Origin of the sequence: Sphingomonas sp. SKA58 (assembly GCF_000153545.1) — a bacterium.
Lineage (GTDB): Bacteria > Pseudomonadota > Alphaproteobacteria > Sphingomonadales > Sphingomonadaceae > Sphingobium > Sphingobium soli.
In genome coordinates, this window is record NZ_CH959306.1 from 38239 (window position 1) to 59247 (window position 21009).

General features: G+C 66.4%; 23 protein-coding genes. 4 read left to right on the plus strand and 19 right to left on the minus strand.

Annotated features, from left to right (window positions below; genetic code table 11):
• Window positions 1-169: 169 nt before the first annotated feature.
• The 7 genes from purH to htpX all read right to left on the minus strand — a co-directional run bounded on the left by purH (window position 170) and on the right by htpX (window position 7935).
• On the minus strand, window positions 170-1759 hold the full coding sequence (purH, locus tag SKA58_RS00600; protein WP_009820385.1) for a bifunctional phosphoribosylaminoimidazolecarboxamide formyltransferase/IMP cyclohydrolase: 1590 nt from the start codon (window positions 1757-1759) through the stop codon (window positions 170-172).
• Window positions 1760-1845: 86 nt separating this feature from the next.
• Window positions 1846-2412 (minus strand): DUF1993 domain-containing protein, encoded by a 567-nt coding sequence (locus tag SKA58_RS00605; protein ID WP_009820386.1) that lies wholly within the window; start codon window positions 2410-2412, stop codon window positions 1846-1848.
• Window positions 2413-2463: 51 nt separating this feature from the next.
• Window positions 2464-4230 carry a heparinase II/III family protein gene (locus tag SKA58_RS00610; protein ID WP_009820387.1) on the minus strand — a complete coding sequence of 589 codons (1767 nt, stop codon included), beginning with the start codon at window positions 4228-4230 and terminating at the stop codon, window positions 2464-2466.
• Window positions 4227-4889, minus strand: coding sequence for a ribulose-phosphate 3-epimerase (rpe, locus tag SKA58_RS00615; protein ID WP_009820388.1), 663 nt, complete (start codon window positions 4887-4889; stop codon window positions 4227-4229). Before rpe ends, SKA58_RS00610 begins: the two co-directional genes overlap by 4 nt.
• Window positions 4890-4979: 90 nt before the next feature.
• A complete protein-coding gene (locus SKA58_RS00620; RefSeq protein WP_009820389.1) occupies window positions 4980-5471 on the minus strand; it encodes a hypothetical protein in 492 nt (163 codons plus the stop codon).
• Window positions 5472-5532: 61 nt separating this feature from the next.
• Window positions 5533-6855 (minus strand): RsmB/NOP family class I SAM-dependent RNA methyltransferase, encoded by a 1323-nt coding sequence (locus SKA58_RS00625; protein WP_037541953.1) that lies wholly within the window; start codon window positions 6853-6855, stop codon window positions 5533-5535.
• 126 nt (window positions 6856-6981) lie between these two features.
• Window positions 6982-7935, minus strand: coding sequence for a zinc metalloprotease HtpX (gene htpX, locus SKA58_RS00630; protein WP_009820391.1), 954 nt, complete (start codon window positions 7933-7935; stop codon window positions 6982-6984).
• 101 nt (window positions 7936-8036) lie between these two features.
• On the opposite strand from htpX, the gene SKA58_RS19265 reads away from it, so the two are divergent.
• From SKA58_RS19265 to SKA58_RS00640, 3 genes are all read left to right on the plus strand, one after another.
• Entirely contained in the window at window positions 8037-8210 is a 174-nt protein-coding gene (locus tag SKA58_RS19265; RefSeq protein WP_009820392.1) for a DUF1674 domain-containing protein, read from the plus strand.
• 170 nt (window positions 8211-8380) lie between these two features.
• Window positions 8381-8842, plus strand: a complete 462-nt coding sequence (locus tag SKA58_RS00635) for a hypothetical protein (protein ID WP_009820393.1) — start codon at window positions 8381-8383, stop codon at window positions 8840-8842.
• Between the two features lie 89 nt (window positions 8843-8931).
• On the plus strand, window positions 8932-9810 hold the full coding sequence (locus SKA58_RS00640) for a UTP--glucose-1-phosphate uridylyltransferase (protein WP_009820394.1): 879 nt from the start codon (window positions 8932-8934) through the stop codon (window positions 9808-9810).
• Between the two features lie 13 nt (window positions 9811-9823).
• On the opposite strand, the gene SKA58_RS20450 is transcribed toward SKA58_RS00640, so the two are convergent.
• From SKA58_RS20450 to SKA58_RS00665, 6 genes are all read right to left on the minus strand, one after another.
• Window positions 9824-9955, minus strand: a complete 132-nt coding sequence (locus tag SKA58_RS20450) for a hypothetical protein (RefSeq protein ID WP_009820395.1) — start codon at window positions 9953-9955, stop codon at window positions 9824-9826.
• 71 nt (window positions 9956-10026) lie between these two features.
• Window positions 10027-10779: an SDR family NAD(P)-dependent oxidoreductase gene (locus tag SKA58_RS00645; RefSeq protein WP_009820396.1), complete on the minus strand. Its 753-nt coding sequence runs from the start codon at window positions 10777-10779 to the stop codon at window positions 10027-10029.
• A gap of 18 nt (window positions 10780-10797) precedes the next feature.
• Window positions 10798-11394, minus strand: a complete 597-nt coding sequence (gene ssb, locus SKA58_RS00650) for a single-stranded DNA-binding protein (protein WP_009820397.1) — start codon at window positions 11392-11394, stop codon at window positions 10798-10800.
• Between the two features lie 56 nt (window positions 11395-11450).
• Window positions 11451-13316, minus strand: coding sequence for a ferrous iron transporter B (gene feoB / locus SKA58_RS00655; protein ID WP_009820398.1), 1866 nt, complete (start codon window positions 13314-13316; stop codon window positions 11451-11453).
• On the minus strand, window positions 13313-13582 hold the full coding sequence (locus SKA58_RS00660) for a FeoA family protein (RefSeq protein ID WP_009820399.1): 270 nt from the start codon (window positions 13580-13582) through the stop codon (window positions 13313-13315). Before SKA58_RS00660 ends, feoB begins: the two co-directional genes overlap by 4 nt.
• Before the next feature lie 82 nt (window positions 13583-13664).
• Complete coding sequence (locus tag SKA58_RS00665; protein ID WP_009820400.1) at window positions 13665-14327, minus strand: COQ9 family protein; 663 nt, start codon at window positions 14325-14327, stop codon at window positions 13665-13667.
• Between the two features lie 177 nt (window positions 14328-14504).
• On the opposite strand from SKA58_RS00665, the gene SKA58_RS00670 reads away from it, so the two are divergent.
• Entirely contained in the window at window positions 14505-15587 is a 1083-nt protein-coding gene (locus SKA58_RS00670; RefSeq protein WP_009820401.1) for an alkene reductase, read from the plus strand.
• 41 nt (window positions 15588-15628) lie between these two features.
• Here SKA58_RS00670 and ribH read toward each other — a convergent pair whose 3' ends face one another.
• The 6 genes from ribH to SKA58_RS00700 form a co-directional block, all read right to left on the minus strand.
• Window positions 15629-16051, minus strand: coding sequence for a 6,7-dimethyl-8-ribityllumazine synthase (gene ribH, locus SKA58_RS00675; protein ID WP_009820402.1), 423 nt, complete (start codon window positions 16049-16051; stop codon window positions 15629-15631).
• Between the two features lie 11 nt (window positions 16052-16062).
• The gene (ribB, locus tag SKA58_RS00680; protein WP_009820403.1) at window positions 16063-17352 is read right to left on the minus strand and encodes a 3,4-dihydroxy-2-butanone-4-phosphate synthase; all 1290 of its coding nucleotides are present in this window, start codon (window positions 17350-17352) and stop codon (window positions 16063-16065) included.
• Between the two features lie 69 nt (window positions 17353-17421).
• Window positions 17422-18036, minus strand: a complete 615-nt coding sequence (locus tag SKA58_RS00685; protein ID WP_009820404.1) for a riboflavin synthase — start codon at window positions 18034-18036, stop codon at window positions 17422-17424.
• A 35-nt stretch (window positions 18037-18071) separates the two neighbouring features.
• Window positions 18072-19061: a bifunctional diaminohydroxyphosphoribosylaminopyrimidine deaminase/5-amino-6-(5-phosphoribosylamino)uracil reductase RibD gene (gene ribD / locus SKA58_RS00690; protein ID WP_269572086.1), complete on the minus strand. Its 990-nt coding sequence runs from the start codon at window positions 19059-19061 to the stop codon at window positions 18072-18074.
• Window positions 19058-19531 (minus strand): hypothetical protein, encoded by a 474-nt coding sequence (locus tag SKA58_RS00695; RefSeq protein WP_009820406.1) that lies wholly within the window; start codon window positions 19529-19531, stop codon window positions 19058-19060. The genes ribD and SKA58_RS00695 overlap by 4 nt, the downstream gene beginning before the upstream one ends.
• Window positions 19532-19741: 210 nt before the next feature.
• Window positions 19742-21007 (minus strand): DUF445 domain-containing protein, encoded by a 1266-nt coding sequence (locus SKA58_RS00700; RefSeq protein ID WP_037541955.1) that lies wholly within the window; start codon window positions 21005-21007, stop codon window positions 19742-19744.
• Window positions 21008-21009: the final 2 nt, after the last annotated feature.

The window sequence follows — 21009 nt, forward strand, 5'->3', positions numbered from 1 at the left end:
CTCCTGTCGAACATGTTTTCTTGTCTTGTGCCCCACGTCTGACGTGGAAGTAGGGTCGCGCCTTAAATAGGCGCGGCAGGGCGGGTTGAAAAGAGGCCACTTGGCAAGAATTGGCGGATTTGCGCGATTTTGCAGGTGCGAACAGGATGCGTTCGCACCTGCATGAGACTCAATGCCGGAAGTGACGCATGCCGGTGAAGACCATGGCGAGGCCTGCTTTGTCGGCGGCGGCGATCACCTCGTCGTCGCGGATCGAACCGCCCGGCTGGATCACGGCGGTCGCGCCGGCCTCGACCGCGGCCATCAGGCCGTCGGCGAATGGGAAAAAGGCGTCGGAGGCAACGGCGGAGCCGATCGTGCGCGGCTCGCTCCAGCCAGCCTTTTCCGCCGCATCCTTCGCCTTCCACGCGGCGATGCGGGCCGATTCGAGGCGGTTCATCTGGCCCGCGCCGACGCCTGCCGTGCTGCCATCCCTGGCATAGACGATGGCGTTGGACTTCACATGCTTGGCCACGGTCCAGGCGAACAGGCAGTCCTTCAATTCCTGTTCGGTCGGCGCGCGCTTGGTCACGAGCTTGAGCGCATCCTGGCTGACCTGGCCATTGTCGCGGCTCTGCACCAACATGCCGCCCGCGATGCTCTTGACCTGAAGGCCCGGACGCGTCGGATCGGGCAGGTCGCCGGTCAGCAGAAGGCGGAGGTTCTTCTTTTTCGCGAAGATGGCGCGCGCGTCGTCATCGGCGTCCGGGGCGGCGACGACTTCGGTGAAGATGCCGCTGATCGCTTCGGCGGTGGGGCCATCGAGCGGACGGTTGACCGCGATGATGCCGCCGAATGCCGAGACGCTGTCGCAGGCGAGCGCGGCTTCATAGGCTTTGATCAGCGTGTCGCCGGTGGCGACGCCGCAGGGGTTGGCGTGCTTGACGATGACCACCGTCGGCGGGCCGTCGCGAAATTCGCTGACCAGCTCCAGCGCGGCGTCGGCGTCGTTATAATTATTGTAGGAGAGTTCCTTGCCCTGGATCTGCTGCGCCTGGGCGATGCCGCGCGCGGTGGGGCCGACGGGCAGATAGAGGGCGGCGGATTGATGCGGGTTTTCGCCGTAGCGCAGCGTCGCGCCCAGCGTGCTCGACAGGCTGAGCGTTTCGGGGAAGGCGACACCCTGATCGGCGAAGGCGAACCAGCTGGCGATCATCGAATCATAGGCGGCGGTGGCGGCATACGCCTTGGCCGCCAGCATGCGGCGGAAGTCGTAGCTGGTCGCGCCACCCTTTTCGTCCATTTCGGCGATCAGCCGGGCATAGTCGGTCGGGTCGGTGACGATCGCAACGCTTTCGTGATTCTTCGCGGCCGAACGCACCATCGAGGGGCCGCCAATGTCGATATTCTCGATGATCTCCTCGCGCCCCGCGCCCTTGGCGACGGTGGCGGCGAAGGGATAGAGATTGACGACGACAAGGTCGATCGCGCCGATGTCATGCTCCTCCATCGACCCGACATGCTTCGGGTTGTTGCGCACGGCGAGCAGGCCGCCATGAACCTTGGGATGCAGCGTCTTGACGCGGCCGTCCATCATCTCGGGAAAGCCGGTGAGGTCGGAAATATCCTTGACCGTCAGGCCCGCCTCACGCAGCGCCTTGGCCGTGCCGCCGGTCGACACCAGTTCGACGCCATGCTTCCCCAGCGCCTGGCCCAGTTCGATGAGGCCCGCCTTGTCCGACACGGACAGGAGGGCGCGCTTGATGGTGACGTCGGACATGAGGCAGGCTTTCTTATCGCAGGACAGGAAGAATGGGCCGTCCCTTAGGCCGGGTCGGCGGAAAAATACAGCCTTGGGATGCGGGTTCAGTCCTGCGGCGCGCCGGGCTGGCGCAGGCGGGGCAGCATGTGCGCGACATAGTCCGCCTTGCCCAGCTCCACGCCCTGCGCGCGCAGGATGGCGTAGGCGGTCAGGACGTGGAAATAAAATTGGGGCAGCGCCCAGTCGCGCGCATAGCTGTCGGACGCCAGGTCGAAGATCATGCCATTGGGCAGGTCATGGGCAAGCGGGGCATCGCCGGCCCGGTCCAGCGCGTCTGCGGCAAGGCTGTCGAGCAGGACGAGGGTTTCGGCGATGCGCGCCCGCGCGTCCGCCATGGTGCCCGGCTGGTCGCCCGCCTGCCGCCCTTCGTCCAGCAACGCCATGACGCGATCAGGCAGCGGCTCGTCGCGCAGGCGATGTGCGCCTTCCCACACTTGCACGCAGGCGAAGCGTACTTGTGTTGCGAGCGGGAACATGTCGGGCGCAAGCCGCGCAGACAGCAGCGTTTCCGCCTTGCCACCAGGCATCTGCACCTCGGCCTTGGCAAGCCAGTCGGCCAGCGCGCCCAGCATCTGGCGCCAGGTGGGGACGAGCAGGTCGGTCGGGGTCATGCGGCGATGTCCTTGCAGGAGCGGGGGAGCGAAGAGGTGAGACGGGGATGTTCAGCCCATCCGTTTGAACAGCCAGCCGATGCTGGAGCCGCCGGGCAGGGCTTCGCCGGTGACGACCAGCTGGCGGGTGGGATGGGGATGGCCGTCGCCATCGACCCACAGGCTGTCCTCGACGCTGAGCAGGCCCGCGCCGGTGCGGAACTGCCAGAGCGCGCCCTGGTCGATGCGCAGCACGGCGGCCTGATTGTCGGCGGTCAGCGTGGGTTCGACGCCGGGCGCGAGGTGGAAGCGGATCTGCACCGGCTGGCGGCCTGGCTTGCGCCGGCGTTCAGCGGGGGTCAGCATATCTTCGCCCCGCACTTCGCGGCCATCGCCGCTCACCATCAGCAGGCGGCGATGGACATAGCCCATGCGCCGGACATAGCCGTCATGGCTGAGCTCCAGCCGGCTGCCATTGTCCATTTCCTGCCGGTTGAGCTCGACCTCGGTCACGCCCTTGCCCAGCGTGCCGCCGGGCAGCAGAGCGGTGGAGTTGCTGTCATTGAGCACCAGCGTGCTGTGCGCGGCGGTGGTGCGCAGCCCCTGCGCCAGATCGGCGGTGATCCACGCACCCTCCAGCCCTGCGCCGCCGCAATTGACGATGAGCCGCTGGCGCCCGTCGCTGATCTCGATCGCGCCGGTCGAGGCGCACCCCGCGTCGGCGAGGCGCGCGACCGGCGGCGGGGCAGCGTCCACCTGAATGACGGTCGCGCCGGCCGCGATCCGCTGATAGCCCCAGTCGCGCGCCTGGCGCAGCGGGCGGGTGCGCACGCGGCTGGCCTGCACCATGCTGTCCACCATCTGCGGCGCGATGGCGCCAGACCCCTGCCAGTTGCCAAGCCCGCCATCGCCATGGGTCAGGCCCAGCAGCGCTGGGACCGTGCGGGACAGCGCATCGCCAAGAAAGAGCGGCGGCTTTTCCCGGCGCACGTCATAGACGGCGCGCAGCATGGATAGCGCCATGATCGCCTCCATCTGCGCCAGCGGCGATCGCGAAACGATGCCGCCATCGGCATGGATGCCACTGTCGATCGCGCGCTTGAGCCCCGCCTCGCCAAATTGCCTGCGGGTTTCGCCCCCCGGGATCAGCAGCCCGGCCGCGATGATCGCGCACCAGGCGACGATGCGCGGCAGGCCCATCGGCGCCTTGTCCGCGCCCCGATCCAGATGCCTGGCGGTGCGGGCGATGCAGTTGAGCACCAGCGAGCGATAGACGAGGTCGCTGGACGAGAGGATGAGCGGCGCGTGCGCGGTCCAGAACAGCAGCCGCCAGCCGGCATTGTCCGCCCGCCAGGCTGGCTCGCTGGGCGTTTCGGCATGGACGGCCAGCCATTTGCGCATGACGCCTTCGGCAATCGGCGCGCCCTGTTCGCGCGAGGCGCTGACCGACAGGTCGCGCAGCCAGCGGAAGCCATGCAGATAATCGGAAAAGGCCGGCCCCACGCCCGGCCGGGCAAAGTCCAGCCGGTCGATCGGCAATTTCTGCCCGCGAAACAGGAAATAGCCCGCGCGCATCGCCGCCCCGGCGCGGCCGTCGCCGACAATGTCGTCATCGGGCACGGCCAGCAGCTTGAGCGGATATTTGCCCCGCAGCCGGCGACCGTGGATCGGCGTTTTCCAGCTGAGCAGATAGACGTGGTGCGCAATCTTCTGCGTCAGCGACAGCCCCTTGTCATCCGCGACGCGGATGAGGCGCTTGCCCTGCTCGATGCCGTCCGCGCCCTCTTCGGGCGGCAGGTCCTGGCCCGAGCGGGCCGACAGGCGTCGCGGGTCGCTCACCCGCCCCGCAATTGACGGATATTGTCGGCATAGGCGCTCTGGCCGCCGCGGAAGGTCGCGGTGCCGGCCACCAGCACGTCGGCGCCGGCTGCAATGGCCCTGGGCGCGGTATTGAGGTCGATGCCGCCATCGACCTGAAGGCGGATGTCGCGCCCCGACTTGTCGATCATCTTGCGGATCGCCTCGATCTTGCGCAGTTGATTTTCGATGAAACTCTGGCCGCCGAAGCCGGGATTGACGCTCATCACCAGGATGAGGTCGACATCATCGATCAGATAGTCGAGCATCTTTGCCGGGGTGCCCGGATTGAGCACCACGCCCGCCTTCACGCCCAGCGACTTGATATGCTGGACGGTGCGGTGGATATGCGGACCCGCTTCGGGATGGACGGTGATGATATCGGCCCCTGCCTGCACGAAGGCGTCGAGATACGGGTCCACCGGCGAGATCATCAGATGGACGTCGAACGGCTTCTGGCTGTGCGGGCGCAGCGCCTTCACCACGGCAGGACCGATGGTGATGTTGGGCACGAAATGCCCGTCCATGACGTCGATATGGAGCCAGTCGCAACCGGCTTCGTCGATCGCGCGCACTTCCTCGCCAAGGCGCGCGAAGTCGGCGGACAGGATCGAGGGTGAGATAAGGATGGGATGGGTCATTAACCCCCCGCCTTAGTGGCGCGCGGTGCGGGAGGCAACGGCGATTTTCCCGACCGTCCGGGCCGATCAGGCCGGGAGCCGGAGGCCGGGTCAGAGCATGACGAAAATGGTCGGATCGAGCCGTCGCGAGGCGGGCGCGCCATGAGGCAGCAATTGCTTGACGCCATGCAGCCCGACGACCTGTTGCGCGTCGTCGAGCACGGGCGCGGCGATCAGCCGCATCGCGCAGCGACCCTGGCCATCGGCCTGATCGATATCGACATCGAGCGTGAAGCCGCGCTTGTGCCGGATCGCATAATCGCGCAGCCGCTCCATGGGTTCGCGCGATTCCGGGGTATAGAGCGACACGGCCAGCGGCCGCGATACGTCGAGATCGCGCTCCAGCCCGAATATGTCATAGACGCCGGCGGTCCATTCCAGCCGGTTGTCGGTCAAGTCGCATCGCCACAAGCCCAGCCCGCGTTCCGCCAGCGCCGCGTCGTTGCGGGCAATGTGAGAGTCCAGCAACACCGGGGCAAGATGCGCGCGCAGATCATAGAGAGGCCAGCTATGGTGAAGGGGCAATGGCTCGATCGGGCGCATGGATGAACCTTGGGCTGGTGGAAGGGATTCTGTCGCAGCCTTACGCCATCATGGTTAATGCTCAGTGTGCGCGCCTGACAAGCCGGGCGATGAAGAATCCATCCGTGCCGCCCGCGCTGGCGAGCGTGTCGGGCAGGGTGCGTAGCCAGCCCTGCGGGTCGGGCGCCATTCCTTCGGGCAGTTCGCTGGTTGCGATCGGGTCCAACGCAAAATCCGGCCGGGCGTCAAGGAAGCGGGCGATCTGATCCTCGCCCTCCGCCTGTTCCAGCGAACAGGTGGCGTAAACGAGGCGCCCGCCCGGCGTCAGCCAGTCGGCGGCGCGCGCCAGCAACTGCGCCTGTAATTCGGCAAGGTCCGCGATCTGGCGCAAGCCGATGCGGTGCAGCACATCGGGATGGCGACGATAGATGCCGGTTGCCGAACAGGGGGCGTCGAGCAGGATGGCGTCCACTGGCGCGAGCGGTTGCCACTGGCGCAGGTCCGCCGCCACGATGTCGGCGGCAAGCCCCGTGCGCGCCAGATTTTCGGACAATCGCTCCAGCCGTTTCTTCGACTGGTCCACGGCAATGACCCGCCATCCGGCGGCGGCCATTTGCATCGTCTTGCCGCCCGGCGCGGCGCACAGGTCAAGCGCCTGGCGGCCATCGCCTTTGCCCAGCAGCCGCGCGGGGCAGGCGGCGGCGATGTCCTGAACCCACCAGGCGCCCTCGGCAAAACCGGGCAGCGCGGGGATAGCCCCGTTGCCGTCAACGGGATGGGTGGGCAGGCGGACATGGCCGGGCGCGAAGGATGCGCCGTCCAGCGCATCTGTCCATCTCGCTGTCTCGCTCGCGTCGCGCAGGGTGACGTCCACCGGCGGGCGGACGGCATAGGCATGGGCCGCCGCCTGCGGCATCGCCGCGCCCCACTGATCGCTCCAGCGCGCAAGCACCTCGGCGGGCAGGGTTGGCGGATCGGGCAGCGCGGGCTGACCGCGCGTCACCGTGCCGAACACGCCATGGACCAGCTTGCGCGGGCCGCCATCGACCAGGGGCAGGGCGGTCGCGATCGCGGCATGAGGCGGGGTGTCCATGCGCAAGGTCTGGGCGAGCGCGATGCGCAGCACCATGCGCGCCTTGGCATCGTCGGGCAGGATCTGGCGGGTCGCGCCGTCGATCAGAGCGTCGAGATCGGGCAAATGGCGCAAGACTTCGGCAGCGATGGCATGGGTGAGCGCGCGATCCTCCCGCGGCAATCCCTGCGCCGCGCCGTGCAGCGCCAGTTCGAGCGGCTCGCCCCGGCGCAGCACGGCGTCCAGCAGTCGCAACGCCGCGCGGCGCGCTGGCAGGCCGGGGACATCATCGGGACGGGGGCGGGACGGACGGGAAGACGGACGAGGGGGCATGGAAGGCGGTTAGGCCCATTGCGCGTAAAAGCAACCTCCGTTCGCGCCTGGCGCGTCGAGACGTGGGTAGCGCACTGCTTGATTGCGTTTCTCGACTGCGCTCGAAACGAACGGCGATTATCGCCCTTAGGAGCGCCCGTGCGGATCGAGCGCGCTGCGGCGGCGCGGAGGCGTAGGGGTGGAAGCGATCGGCGACAGGGCCGAGGCGCGGGAATCGGCGATCGGCCTGGGCGCGGTCCCTTCACCCGCTCCCATGTCGCTGGCGATGTCGTGGAGCGCGGCGATGCGCTTTTCGGTCGCGGGGTGAGTGGAGAAGAGTTCGCTGACGTGGGTCGGTACGATGTAGAGCTGCGCCGTGGCAGGGTTGCGCGCGACGACCGGGTTGGGAATCGCCTGCGCAGCGCCGGAAATCTTGGCGAGGGCGGAGGCGAGCGCATGGGGATTGCCGCTGATTTCCGCGCCGGCGCGGTCGGCGCCATATTCGCGCGTACGGCTGATCGCCATTTGCACGATCATCGCGGCAAAGGGCGCGACGATCACCGCGAGCAGGGTGGCGAGGATATTGCCATGGCCTTCGTCACGGCCGCCGCGAAAGAAGAGGCCGAACTGCGCCAGCATGGAAATGGCGCCCGCGATGGTCGCGACCATCGTCATGATGAGCGTGTCGCGATTCTTCACATGGCCCAGTTCGTGCGCCATCACGCCCGCCACTTCGTCGCGGCTGAGCATCGCCAGCAACCCGGTGGTCGCGGCGACGGCGGCATGGTCGGGATCGCGCCCGGTGGCAAAGGCGTTGGGCGCGTCCTGGTCGATCAGATAGACGCGCGGCATCGGCAGGTTGGCCCGCTGCGCCAACTGCTGCACCAGCCGGTAGAAATCGGGGGCGCTGCGTTCGTCCACCTCGCGCGCATTGTGCATTTTAAGGACGATCTTGTCGGCGTTCCAGAAGGTGAAGAGGTTCATCCCCGCCGCGACCAGCAGCGCGATCACCGCGCCGCCGCTGCCGCCCAACGTGTAACCCAATGCCATGAACAGCGCCGTCAGCGCCGCCAGCAACATCGTCGTCTTGATGCCGTTCACTTGCCAAATGCTCCTTGCCCGCCCAGATAGTGGGGCAGAGATGAATATGGGGTGGATCAGCGCTGCCCGCAATTGCCCGCCCCCAATCGAAAGGCCGCTTCATGGGAACCTTCAACGGCAAGCGTCCCGCGCATGTGACGCCGCCCAGGCATCTGTCGAAAAGCCCGCCGGTGCCCGAGCCCGATCCGATCGACAATCCGACCCCGCATGACGAGGCGATGAGCCCGGTCCGCTATGGCGACTGGGAGCGCAAGGGCATTGCCATCGATTTCTGAGCGACCGGCGATCCTTGGAAAGCTGGGACACGCGCACGATTCGCCGCCCTTCCTGCACGGCTGCCGGTGATCCGTGCGGCAGAAGCGAGGAGCATGACGCCCCGACACTGGCCTCGCGCCTTTGCGGGGTGCAGGACTCAGCCTCATAAAGGAGACTATGGGGCGTGGGTGTGCATCTTGTATCTGACGTAAATGTGAAACCGGTTTCGGATTATGCGCCGGAGGATGCGGCGCTGCTCTGTTCAGTCGGGCGGCTGATCTGCGCCTGGACCATGCTGGAACAGAGCCTGGAGGCCAAGGTCGGGCTGATGCGCGAGGGCATGGGCGATGTGCGCACCGTGGGCGCGCGCACCCGGCCCAGCATGTCCAAGCTCATGACGGAATTGCGCACCATGGTCGCGATGCGCGACCGGCGCAACGCCAGCGCGCTTATGGAAATATCGGCGATCGAGCGGGACATGCAGCGGATCGACCGGTTCCGCGCGCTCATCATCCAGGGATTTCAGCAGCCCGAGGCTGGCGGCTTTGCCTGCCGCGATCCGCGCAATAACCGAATTCATGTTTCCCTGGATCAATTGGACAGCGAAATTTCCGCTCTGGAGGAGGTCGCGCAGAGACTTCTGGCGGTGTGATGCGTTAGGCGTGCGCAAATGCTTGACCTTTGCGGCCGCGCCCGCGAAGTCAGGCACGTCTTTCCGCGTTGCAGCGAGAATGGAGCAGCATGTCCAACAAGCCTATTCGCAAAGCCATCTTCCCCGTTGCCGGCCTTGGCACCCGGTTCCTGCCGGCCACCAAGGCCGTGCCCAAGGAATTGCTGCCCGTCGTTGACCGGCCACTGATCCAATATGCGGTGGACGAGGCCCGCGAGGCGGGGATTGAGCAGATGATCTTCGTCACCGGTCGCGGCAAGGGAGCGATCGAGGATTATTTCGACATTGCCTATGAAACCGAGGCCACCCAGCGTGAGCGGGGCAAAGACCTTGGCGCGCTGGAAGGCACGCGGCTGATGCCCGGCAACGCCGTCTTCATCCGCCAGCAGGAGCCGCTGGGCCTGGGCCATGCGATCTGGGTCGCGCGCGAGATCGTCGGTGACGAACCCTTCGCCATCCTGTTGCCCGACGAATTCATGAAGGGCGCGAAGGGCAATGGGTGCCTCAAGCAGATGGTCGATGCCTATGACAAGGTCGGCGGCAATCTGGTTTGCGCGCTGGAAATCCCGATGGACGAAACGCCCAGCTACGGCGTCATCGATCCGGGCGCGCGGGACGGCATGCTGACGCAGGTCAAGGGGCTGGTTGAAAAGCCCAAGCTCGGCACCGCGCCATCCAACCTGATCGTGCCGGGTCGCTATATCCTGCAACCCGAGGTCATGAAGATCCTGGAAACGCAGGACAAGGGCGCGGGCGGGGAAATCCAGCTGACCGACGCGATGGCATCAATGATCGGCACCCAGCCCTTCCATGGCGTGACGTTCGAAGGGCGTCGTTTCGACTGCGGGTCAAAGGCGGGTTATATCGAAGCCAATCTGGCGCTGTCGCTGGAGCGCGAGGATCTGAAGGACCATATTCGCGCCTTCGCCCAGCAGGAACTGGCGCGCTAGAGGGCGCGCAGGCTCAGGAGAGCGCCAGTGCGCCATGCAGCAGGATGGCCAGTCCGCTGACGGCGATGGCGCTCCCCAATGCCAGCTGGGCGGGGTTCACCATGCGACGGATGGGAAGGGCGATGCTGTGTTCGATCCTGGACATGTCGATGATATAGGCGCGGCGATGGCACCGGTCGCGTCGATTATATCAGTCAAGATAATCGTGTGAGGCGATTATAGCGTCGACACCATATGGCCGCCGTCGACCACAAGTTCCGTGCCAGTCATATAGCGGCCCGCGTCCGAGGCGAGCAGCAGCAGGGCGCCGTCCAGATCCTCAAACTGGCCGACACGGCGCTGGGGAATGCGCGCCACCATCGCCTGGCCCGATTTGCTGGCGAGGAAACCGCGATTGATGTCGGTTTCGAAATAGCCGGGGCAAAGTGCGTTTACGCGGATGCCCTGGCCCGCCCATTCCAGCGCCAGCGCGCGGCTGAGCTGGACCACCCCCGCCTTGGCCGCGGAATAGGCGGCAAGATAGGTCGACACGCGCAGACCCAGGATCGATGCGGTGTTGACGATGCTGCCGCCCTGCTGGGCGGCGACCATGGCCCGTCCGGCCGCGCGCGCGACGCGGAAGACGCCGGACAGGTCGGTGTCGATCACATCGCCCCAACTCGCTTCATCCATGGCGAGCGCCGGGCCGCCTTGCGCCACGCCGGCATTGTTGATGACAATGTCAAAGGCCGGCCGGTCGAAGGCGGCGTTCACCGAGGCGGGATCGCGCACGTCGATGCGCACGCAGTCGGCCTGTGCGCCCGTTGCGGCGATCTCGGCTGCCACGGCCTCCAGCCTGTCGGGCCGGCGCGCGGCCAGCGTGACCGCGACGCCGTGGCGCGCCAGCAGCAGCGCGAAATGCCGGCCAAGGCCGCTCGACGCGCCGGTGACGAGCGCGCGCTTGCCGTTCAGATCATCAAAGATCGCCATGGCTGGTCCCCCGCCGGATCAGAACGGGACTTCGTCGTCCAGATCATTGTCGAAATTGGGGCTGCCCGCGCCGCCGCGATTGCCACCGCCCTGCGACCGGTTGCCGCCGCCATAGCCGCCACCGCTCGATCCGCCGGACGCGCCGCCGAAATCATCATAATCGCCGCCGCCAAAGCCGCCCGATCCGCCCTGCCAGTCGCTCACGCCCTGCGAGCGGCCGCCGCCGCCACCGGCGTAGCCGCCACCTTGACCGCCACCGCCCGGTGCGCCGTCCAGCATGGTGAGCACAGAGCCGAGGCCCTGGAGCACGACTTCGGTCGTGTACCGGTCATTGCCCGACTGGTCCTGCCATTTGCGGGTGCGAAGCTGCCCTTCGATATAGACTTTGGAGCCCTTGCGCAGGAAGCGTTCGGCGACGCCGACAAGCCCTTCGGAAAAGATCGCGACGCTGTGCCATTCGGTGCGCTCCTTGCGCTCCCCGGTCATGCGGTCCTTCCAGCTTTCGGACGTGGCGATGCGCAGATTGCACACCTTGCCGCCATTCTGGAAGCTCTTGACCTCCGGGTCGGCGCCCAGATTGCCGACCAGAATGACCTTGTTGACCGAGCCTGCCATGTTACCTCCGATAGATTGATCGGCCGTTATAGAGCGCGGCTCCAGCCCTTCAAGCGTTAAGCCAGACCTAAAGCCGTGGCGGTCCAGTAGGTCACGCCCGCCGCGACATAGGCGAGGGCGAAGAGATAGCCGACCATGAACAGCGGCCATTTCCATCCGTTGGTTTCCCGCCGCGTCACCGCAATGGTGGAAATGCATTGCGGCGCGAAGATGAACCAGGCGAGGAAGGCAAGCGCGGTTGGCAGCGGCCATTGCCCCTTCAGCCGGTCGCCCAGACTCTGTTCCAGCGCGGCTTCATCATCGCCCGCGTCGATCGAATAGACGGTGGCGAGCGCCGACACCGCGACTTCGCGGGCCGCCATGGCCGGGATCAGCGCCAGCGATATGTCGCGGTTGAAGCCGATCGGCTCCAGAACGACATTAAGGCCACTGGCGACTCGGCCGGCGATGGAATGATCGACCTGGCTGGCGGGATCGCCGTCGGGCACGCGTGGGAAGCTGAGCAGCAGCCACAGGATGACGGTAGAGGTGAAGATGATCGTCCCGGCGCGCTTGAGGAAAATCACAGCGCGTTGCCACAGGCCAAGCAGGACGTCCTGCGGGCGTGGCCACTGATATTTGGGCATTTCCATGAGGAAGCTGCCGCTCGCGCCCTTGGTCACGGTGAGGCGCAGTATCAGCGCGACGAACATCGCGCCGACGATCCCCGCCAGATAGAGGCAGAAGAGGACAAAGCCCTGAAGCCCGATGCCAAACCCGATGTCGCGGGCCGGGATGAAGGCGCCGATGATGACGGCATAGACCGGTAGCCGCGCCGAACAGGTCATCAGCGGCGCGATCAATATGGTGGTGAGCCGGTCCTTGGGATCGGAAATGGTCCGGGTCGCCATGATGCCGGGAATGGCGCAGGCGAAGGAAGACAGAAGCGGGATGAATGCGCGGCCAGACAGGCCGACCTTCGCCATGATGCCATCCATCAGGAAGGCGGCGCGGACCATATAGCCGGTCGCTTCGAGCATCAGGATGAAGAAGAAGAGGATCAGGATCTGCGGCAGGAAGACGACCACCGATCCGACGCCGTTGATGACGCCATCGACCAGAAAGGAGCGCAGGATACCGTCGGGGAGGGCATCGCGGACCAGCGTGGCGGCGGCTTCGGCCAGACCCTCGATCATTGCGATGGGCGCTTCGGACCAAGCATAGACGGCCTGGAACATGACGAACAGCAGTGCAAGCAGTAACGCAAGGCCGGCGAGCGGGTGTAGCGCGACACGATCGACGGCGGCGGTCAACCGACGCGATGGGGTTTCGCGGATGACGCCTGCGCGGGCGATGCGCCGCGCTTCCTGACGCGTGGCCTCGAAATCACGCGGGGCGGACGCCGGGGCGGGATAGGGGGAGGGCGCGCCGTTCAGCAGCCCTTCCATCTCGGTGCGCAGATGGTCCAGGCCGCGCTTGCGCACCGCCACGGTGGCGATGACGGGTACGCCCAATTCGCGGGACAGGGCGTCGGCGTCCAGCTCCAGCCCGTCGCGGGTGGCCAGGTCCACCATGTTGAGCGCGACGATGGTCGGCAGGCCCAGCGCGATCAGTTCGAGGGCGAAGCGCAGATGATTGTCGAGATTGGCGGCATCCACGACGATGACCAGCGCATCGGGCCGTTTTTCGCCGGCCTGGCGCCCCATGACGACATCGCGCGTCACCTGTTCATCGGGACTGGCGGGGTCGAGGCTGTAAGTTCCGGGCAGGTCGACCAGTTCGAGCGGCCGGCCGTCGGTGAGCGAGAGGCGGCCCGCCTTGCGCTCCACGGTGACGCCGGGATAATTGCCCAGCTTCTGGCGCGCGCCGGTCAGCGCATTGAACAGCGCGCTCTTGCCGGCATTGGGATTGCCGACCAGAGCCACCAGCGGCAGGGCGCTCATGCCCCCAACTCCGATCCGAGAGTCTCCGGTCCCGTGCGCACGGTGACGGCGGCGGCATGGGCGCGCCGCATCGCGATGGTCATGCGACCGACGCGGCAGGCGATCGGCCCGCGGCCGAGCAAGCCGCCATGGTGCAGCGCTTCTACGCTGGCGCCTTCGCACAGACCGAATTCCCGCAGCCGCTGGGCGTCGCTGGCAGGCAGGCTGGTCCAGTCGATCAGGTCGACATAAGCGGGTTGGCGCAGCGGCAGGTCAGTCAGGCGCAAGGAGAGACACTCATCAAACGATTTTGCGAGTGACTATCAATACCGATGCGCGATGGCCAGCATAATCGATTGGGGGACCCGATCAGATGGCGGGATAACGCAGGCGACCCACGAAGCGGGCGAGGCTGAGCCGCTCGCCACCGCCCGCGTTGCGGAATTTCGCCTTGGTCTTTTCAAAGCGCATCACATCCTCGACCCGGCGGGCGAGGAAGGCGCGGCTGTCGGCATGATCGGCGCTGTCGTCATTGACGAAGACGAGCAGGGTAGAGGCGTAGACGGCCGATAGCGTCATGCGCTTTGAATAATGGTTGAGGTCCGTGGTGCTGTCACCCGCCGCCCGCCACATCGCGTCGGCAGCGCGCCAGCCGAGCTTGCCCGCCTGCACGACATGGGTCGGCATCGCCAGGATCGCGAGCGCCCGGCGCAAGGCGTCCCGGTCGGAGGCGAGCAGGGCCAGCCGCGCTTCGACCAGCGCGATGATCCTGCGGCGGATCGAGAGGGCCGACAGACCTTCGGCGGGAAGGGCGTCCAGCATGGCCGCGTCGATGCTGGCAAACCACGCGTCGATCATGCCCATCGCGCCATCGGCAAAGGCGAGCTGCGCAATATCGACGTCCACACCCTTTTCCTGCGCGGCCATGGCCACTGCCTGTGGCCGCCAGCCATCGAAGGCGGCGTGACGGGGGAGGACCGGCGCCAGCAGCGCGCGAATCTCGTCAAGGGTGAGGTCCTGGGTATCGCTCATGCCGCCAATCTAGGACGCGCGCGCACGGCGCACAACCATTTGCCGGGCCGTTCGTTAGCCAGGGTTCGAGGAAAAGACAGCGCCAAGGGTTGAAGCGGGGCAATCCCTTCCCCAAGTGGCGGGACGCATCCATCTTGGTTTCAATATGAAACCAATGTGACGAAGGAGATTGTTTGAGTGACCAGCCTGTTCGATCCTATCCAGCTTGGCGCGATTGCCGCGCCCAACCGCATTCTGATGGCGCCGCTGACCCGCGCCCGCGCGACTCGCGATCATGTGCCGACGCCGCTGATGGTCGATTATTATCGCCAGCGCGCCTCGGCCGGCCTCATCATCAGCGAAGCGACGGGCATTTCGCGGCAAGGGCTGGGCTGGCCCTATGCGCCGGGCTTGTGGAGTCAGGAGCAGGTCGAAGGGTGGAAGCCGGTCACTGACGCCGTGCATGAGGCCGGCGGTCGCATCGTCGCGCAGCTGTGGCATATGGGCCGGCTGGTGCATCCGGCCGTGACGGGCGAAGATGCCGTGTCGTCCAGCCCGATTGCAGCGCCGGGCCATGCGCATACCTATGAGGGCAACAAGGATTATCCCACGCCTCGCGCGCTGGAGGTTTCCGAAATCTCGCATTTGCTTGACACCTATGCTCAGACGGCCCGCAACGCGATCGCGGCCGGGTTCGACGGCGTCCAGATCCATGCGGCGAACGGCTATCTGATCGATGAATTCCTGCGCGACGGCGTCAACCAGCGCAGCGACGACTATGGCGGCAGCGCGGACAATCGCGTGCGGTTGCTGCGGGAAGTGACCGGCACCGTTGTCGATGCGATCGGCGCGGACCGGACTGCGGTGCGCCTGTCGCCCAATGGCGAGACGCAGGGCACGGACGACAGCGACCCGGCAAGCCTGTTCCCGGTCGCGGCGCAGGCGCTGGATGCGCTGGGCATCGCGTTTCTGGAACTGCGCGAACTGACACCGACCGGCACCTATGGCAGCAGCGAGGTGCCGCGCCAGTCGCCGCTCATCCGCCAGCATTTCAAGGGGCCGCTGATCCTCAACAGCGATTATACGAAGGCCAGTGCGCAGGCCGCGATCGACAGCGGGGTGGCGGACGGCATCGCCTTTGGCCGGCCCTTTATCGCCAATCCCGACCTGGTTGAGCGGCTGCGCATCGACGCGCCGCTCAACGAGTGGAACCCCAAGACCTTCTACACCCAGGGGGCGGAGGGCTACACCGACTATCCCGCACTGGAAAAGGTGGCGTGAGATGAAGAGGGGCTCCTGCGACGGAGCCCCTTTTTTCCTGCTTATGCCCCGAAGCGGTCGCGCAGGGCCAGCATGGCGATGGCGGCCTTGGCCGCTTCTCCGCCCTTGTCCTTCTGATCGGGGCGCGCGCGCACGAGCGCCTGCTCCTCATTTTCGACGGTCAAAATGCCATTGCCGATGGCGATGCCGTCCATGCTGAGCGCCATCAGGCCGCGCGCGCTTTCGTTCGACACCACTTCGAAATGATAGGTTTCGCCACGAATCACGACGCCGATCGCGACAAAGCCGTCATAGCGGCCGGTCTCCGCGGCCATCGCCACGGCACCGGGAATCTCAAGCGCGCCAGGCACTGTCACCACCTCATAGCGGTGCCCCTGTTCGTCCAGCGCCGCCTTGGCCCCTTCGATCAGCAGGTCGTTGAGATGGTCGTAGAAGCGCGCCTCGACGATCAGGAATTTGGCCATGTCGATAATCCTTACACTGTGATCGAACGCTGCCCAACCACGGCCAGGTCATAGCCGTCAAGCGCGACCAGACTGTGCTGGCTGTTGGTCAGCAGGACCATGTCATGCACGCCCAGTTCCGCGAGCAACTGCGCGCCCACGCCATAGTTGCGCAATTCGTCCATGTCGCTGGGCAATGCGCCCTTGGCCGCATAGCGCAGGATCGACTTTGACAAGAAATCGCCTTCGTCCGAACCGGTCAGCAGGACGACCAGGCCCGATCCTTCGTGACCGATGAGCTCCATCGAACGAGCGAGCAGGTCGTTGCGTTTGCCTTGCGCGCCATAGATATCGTCCATCAGCGACAGCTGGTGCATGCGCACCAGGGTCGGCTGGTCGGGCAGGACATGGCCCTTTTGCAGCACCATCTGTTCGGTGCGGGTCGCGCGATTGTAGAAGCTGATCGCTTTCCATTCGCCGCCCCATTTGCTGGTGAAGCTGGTTTCGGCGCGGCGTTCGACCATATGGTCGTGGCGGCGGCGATAGGCGATGAGATCGCGAATGGTGCCGATTTTCATCCTGTGCTTGCGCGCGAAGGGGATGAGGTCGTCCAGCCGCGCCATGGTCCCGTCATCCTTCATCACCTCGCAGATGACGCCGGACGGGTTGAGACCGGCGAGCCGGGCCACATCGACCGCCGCTTCGGTATGACCGGTGCGCACGAGCACGCCGCCATCCTTGGCGACCAGCGGGAAGACATGGCCCGGCGTCACGATGTCGGTGCGCCCTTTCGACCCGTCGATCGCGACGGAGATGGTGCGGGCACGGTCGGCGGCGCTGATGCCGGTGGTGACTCCCTCGCGCGCCTCGATCGATACGGTGAAGGCGGTTTCATGCCGGGTGCCGTTGTTGCGGCTCATCAGTTCCAGGCCGAAATGTTCGACCCGGTCGCGCGTCATGGCGAGGCAGATGAGCCCGCGCCCATGAGTCGCCATGAAATTGATCGCATCGGGCGTCGCCATCTGCGCGGGAATGACGAGGTCGCCTTCATTTTCCCGATCCTCGTCATCGACCAAGATGAACATGCGGCCGTTGCGCGCTTCGTTGATGATTTCCTCGGGGCTGGCGAGCGCGGTGCCGCCTTCGCGCTTCATCAGATAGGCTTCGAGCTTGCCCAGCGTGTCGGCCGTGGGATTCCAGTCGGCTTCGCCCAGCTTTCGCAGGGAATTGGCGTGCAGACCGGCGGCCCGGGCAAGGCCGGAACGGGACATGCCGCCTTCGGTGACCAGATTGCGGACGGTATCGAGAAGCGCGGACGACATGGCAGGACTCCATTCCCTCTTTGGAATGGCCCCTATATCACACTACAATGTGATAAATTCAAGAAGCAATCACATTACGCCCGACCGCAATGCTTGCATTCGACCGAGATAGCGCGCGAGCACGTCGATTTCGAGATTGAAGGCGCGCCCATCCTCCAGCCGATCCAGGGTCGTGGCGGCGGTGGTGTGGTGAATGATGTTCAGCCCGAAATCCACGCTGCCGTCGGGCTGATCCTCGACGCTGTTGACGGTGAGCGAGATGCCATCGAGGGTGATCGACCCTTTGGCGGCCAGCGCGGCGGCCAGCGCCTGTGGTGCGCGGATGACGAGGCGGATCGAATCGCCTTCCGATTGCGCGGAGACAAGATGGCCCACGGCGTCGACATGGCCGGTCACGATATGGCCGCCCAGTTCATCGCCGACCTTGAGCGCGCGTTCCAGGTTGAGCCTGCCGCCCTGTTGCCACAGCCCGGGCGCGGTGCGCGCAACGGTTTCGGCCGACAGATCGACCGCGAACCAGTCGTCGCCCTTGTCCACAACGGTCAGGCACGCGCCCGAACAGGCGATCGACGCGCCGATCGCCACGCTGTCCATGGCATAGCCACAGCCGATGACGAGCCGCAGATCACCGCGCTGCTCATGGCTGCGGATGGTGCCGATGTCGGTGATGATGCCGGTGAACATATGCCTTGCCCCGCTAAGCAGAATGGGAAGGTCGCTTAAGCGCTCCGAACCCGCTCGTAAACCTCCAGCTTGTCGACGCCCAGCGTGCGGCCATCCGTCAACCGCCAGCGGCCATGCGCCTGGGCAAGGTCGCCAAGGCCGATGTCGCCGATCCCGGCCAGCCCGTCGCCGATGAGGATGGGCGCGCGATAGAGCAGCAGCCGATCAATGAGGTCGGCGCGCAGAAAAGCGGCCGCGGCGCCCGCGCCGCCTTCGACCAGCAGATGATCGACCCGATCAAGCGTGGCGATTTCTTCCGGTGCGCCGATTCGTTCCCAATTGCCAGGCGCTGGTCCGCGCGTCAGCAGCAGGCGGCGGGGCGCGCGATCCTCCAGGCCCGGCAGCCGCACATCAAGTCTGGGCGCGTCGGCGCGCAGCGTCCCGCCGCCGACCAGGATCGCGTCATGGCGCGCGCGTTCCAGATGCGCGTGGGCGCGCGCCTGCGGGCCGGTGATCCAGCGGCTCGACCCATTGGCGAGCGCGATCCGGCCATCGAGCGACAGGCCGAGTTTCAGCGTTACATGCGGCCGGCCGAGCGTCTGGCGCAGGACGAAGCCCGCCATGGCGGCCGCCGCCTCGTCGGCCAACAGCCCCATCTCCACCGCAACGCCCCGATCGCGCAGCCAGGCCGCGCCCTGCCCGTTCGTCCTGGGATCAGGATCGCGCAGGGCGATGACGACCCGCGCGACACCCGCGCGCGCCAGCAGGTCGGCGCAGCGTGGCCCGCGCGGGCTGAGATGGAAACAAGGTTCCAGCGTCACATAGGCGGTAGCGTCGCGCGCCTGCTCCATCGCCTGGTCCAGCGCCTGCGCTTCGGCATGGGGCCGGCCGCCCTTTTGCGTCCAGCCCCGCCCGACCACGCGACCGTCGCGCACGATCAGGCAGCCGACATTGGGATTGGGGGTGGACAGGCCGCGTCCCCGCCGCGACAGCGCGATCGCCGCAGCCATGTAGCGCCGGTCGTCGGCGGGGACGGGCGGTTTCAGGGGCGGCCGATCCCCGCCGCGCCCGGAGTTGCCGGCGCGGCCTGTTCATTCGATTCGGCCTTTACCAGCCGGTCATCGAGCAGTTCGTTGATCGCCTTGACGGCTTGCTTGCGTTCGGCGGTGTTGCGCTTTTCCTCCTCGCGCCATTCGATGCCGAAGGCGTCGGCATAGCCCTGCATCCGCTTTTGCTGGCGCACCAGCGCGGCTTCGCGCTTGGCGAAGTCGATCTTCTGCTGAAGGATGATCGCGGCGTCGGAGCGGTTGGCGTCCCAGCTTTCGACATAGATGATCTTGTTGCGCGTGGGCATGGTGTTGGTGTTCGCATCGATCACGAAGGTCCATATGATGACCCAGGTGATCGCCACCGACAGGCCGAGCAGCGGCCATTTATGCTGACGCTGCTGACGGAAATAGCTCCAGAAATCGCCAAGCGCGTTCTTGGGGGAAACGGGACGGGGGAAGATCGCCATGCCGTCTCTATACGCCAAGGGCGGGACGGATGCAAAAACTGTCCGCCTGGACGGGGATGAGCCGGACCCCGCACGACCGCGCCATCGCGCGTTGCCGGACGGAAGCGCCATGCCCGCACTGCGTGACGCTGCGTCGCCAGCCCTCGACCTTCTCGATATCCGTCATGCGGCCCTGCGCGTTGGATGCTGACGCGCACTGTGACCTGTGCCTTACAGCAGCGTGTCGATCGCGTGGATGGCTAGGCCGACCAGCCCGCCGACCAGCGTGCCGTTGATGCGGATATATTGCAGGTCGCGCCCGACCGCATGTTCGAGGCGCGTCGTGACCGTCCCGGCGTCCCATCCGCGCACGGTATCGCTGACCAGCCGCACGATCGCGTCGCCATAGCTTGCGGTCGCGCCCACCGCCGCGCGGCGCGCGAAGCGATTGATGACGAGGCGCAGCCGCGCCTCCTGTTGCAGGGTCGCGCCCAGCGCGCGCAGAGCCTCGCCCAGCCGTCCGGCCATGGCGCGACCGGGATCGCGCACCGCGCGCAGCAGTCCGGCCCGCGCCTGTTCCCACAGGCCGTCGATCCAGCGCTGCATCGCCGGATTGTCGAGTATCTCGTCGCGGACGCCCGCGACCTTCGCCTGCATGTCTAGGTCGAATTGCAGATCGAAGGCGAGTTTCGCCATGCCCTCTTCCGCCTTCAACCGCAGGGGATGGCCGGCATCCTGCGCCATTTCGGCAAGCAGCTTGCGCAGGCCCGACAGGATGGCGTCGGCCAGATTTTCATCGAGGCCCGTCCAGCGCAGCACCTTGCCCGCGCGCTCATGCACCATCTGGCGGATGAGATGCTCGTTCGCTTCGAGCGTGCGGTCGGCCCAGTGGATGATGCCATCCATGACCGGGCCATGGCGGCCGTCGCGCATCGCCGCCTCGATCGCCTGTCCCGCGAGCGGCGCGATGTTGATGGCGCGCAGCCTCTGGCCGATCGCGCCCTTGACCATGCCGCCCAGCCGTTCCTGGTCGAGCGCTTCCAATATGTCCGCGATCAGGCGCGACGCGCCTTCGCGCAAGCGGCCGTCGCCGCCCGACGGGCTGGCCAGGAAACGCCCGGCAGCCGCCGCCACGTCCATGTGCCGCATCCGCCGCGCGACGACAGCGGGGGTGAGGAAATTGTCGCGCAGGAAAATGGCGAGCGTGTCGCCGATCCGGTCCTTGTTGCGCGGGATGATGGCGGTGTGCGGGATCGGAAGGCCTAGCGGATGGCGAAAGAGCGCCGTTACCGCGAACCAGTCGGCCAGGCCGCCCACCATCGCGGCTTCGGCAAAGGCCTGGATAAAGCCGATCGCGGGATGGAGATGCACGGTCGCGCGGGCGAGGACGAACAGCAGCGCCATCGCGACCAGCATGCCCGTCGCCACGATCCGCATGCGCCGCGCGGGATGGGACGCAGGGGCCAGGGGTAATCGGGGCGCGGCGAGCAACTTCATGG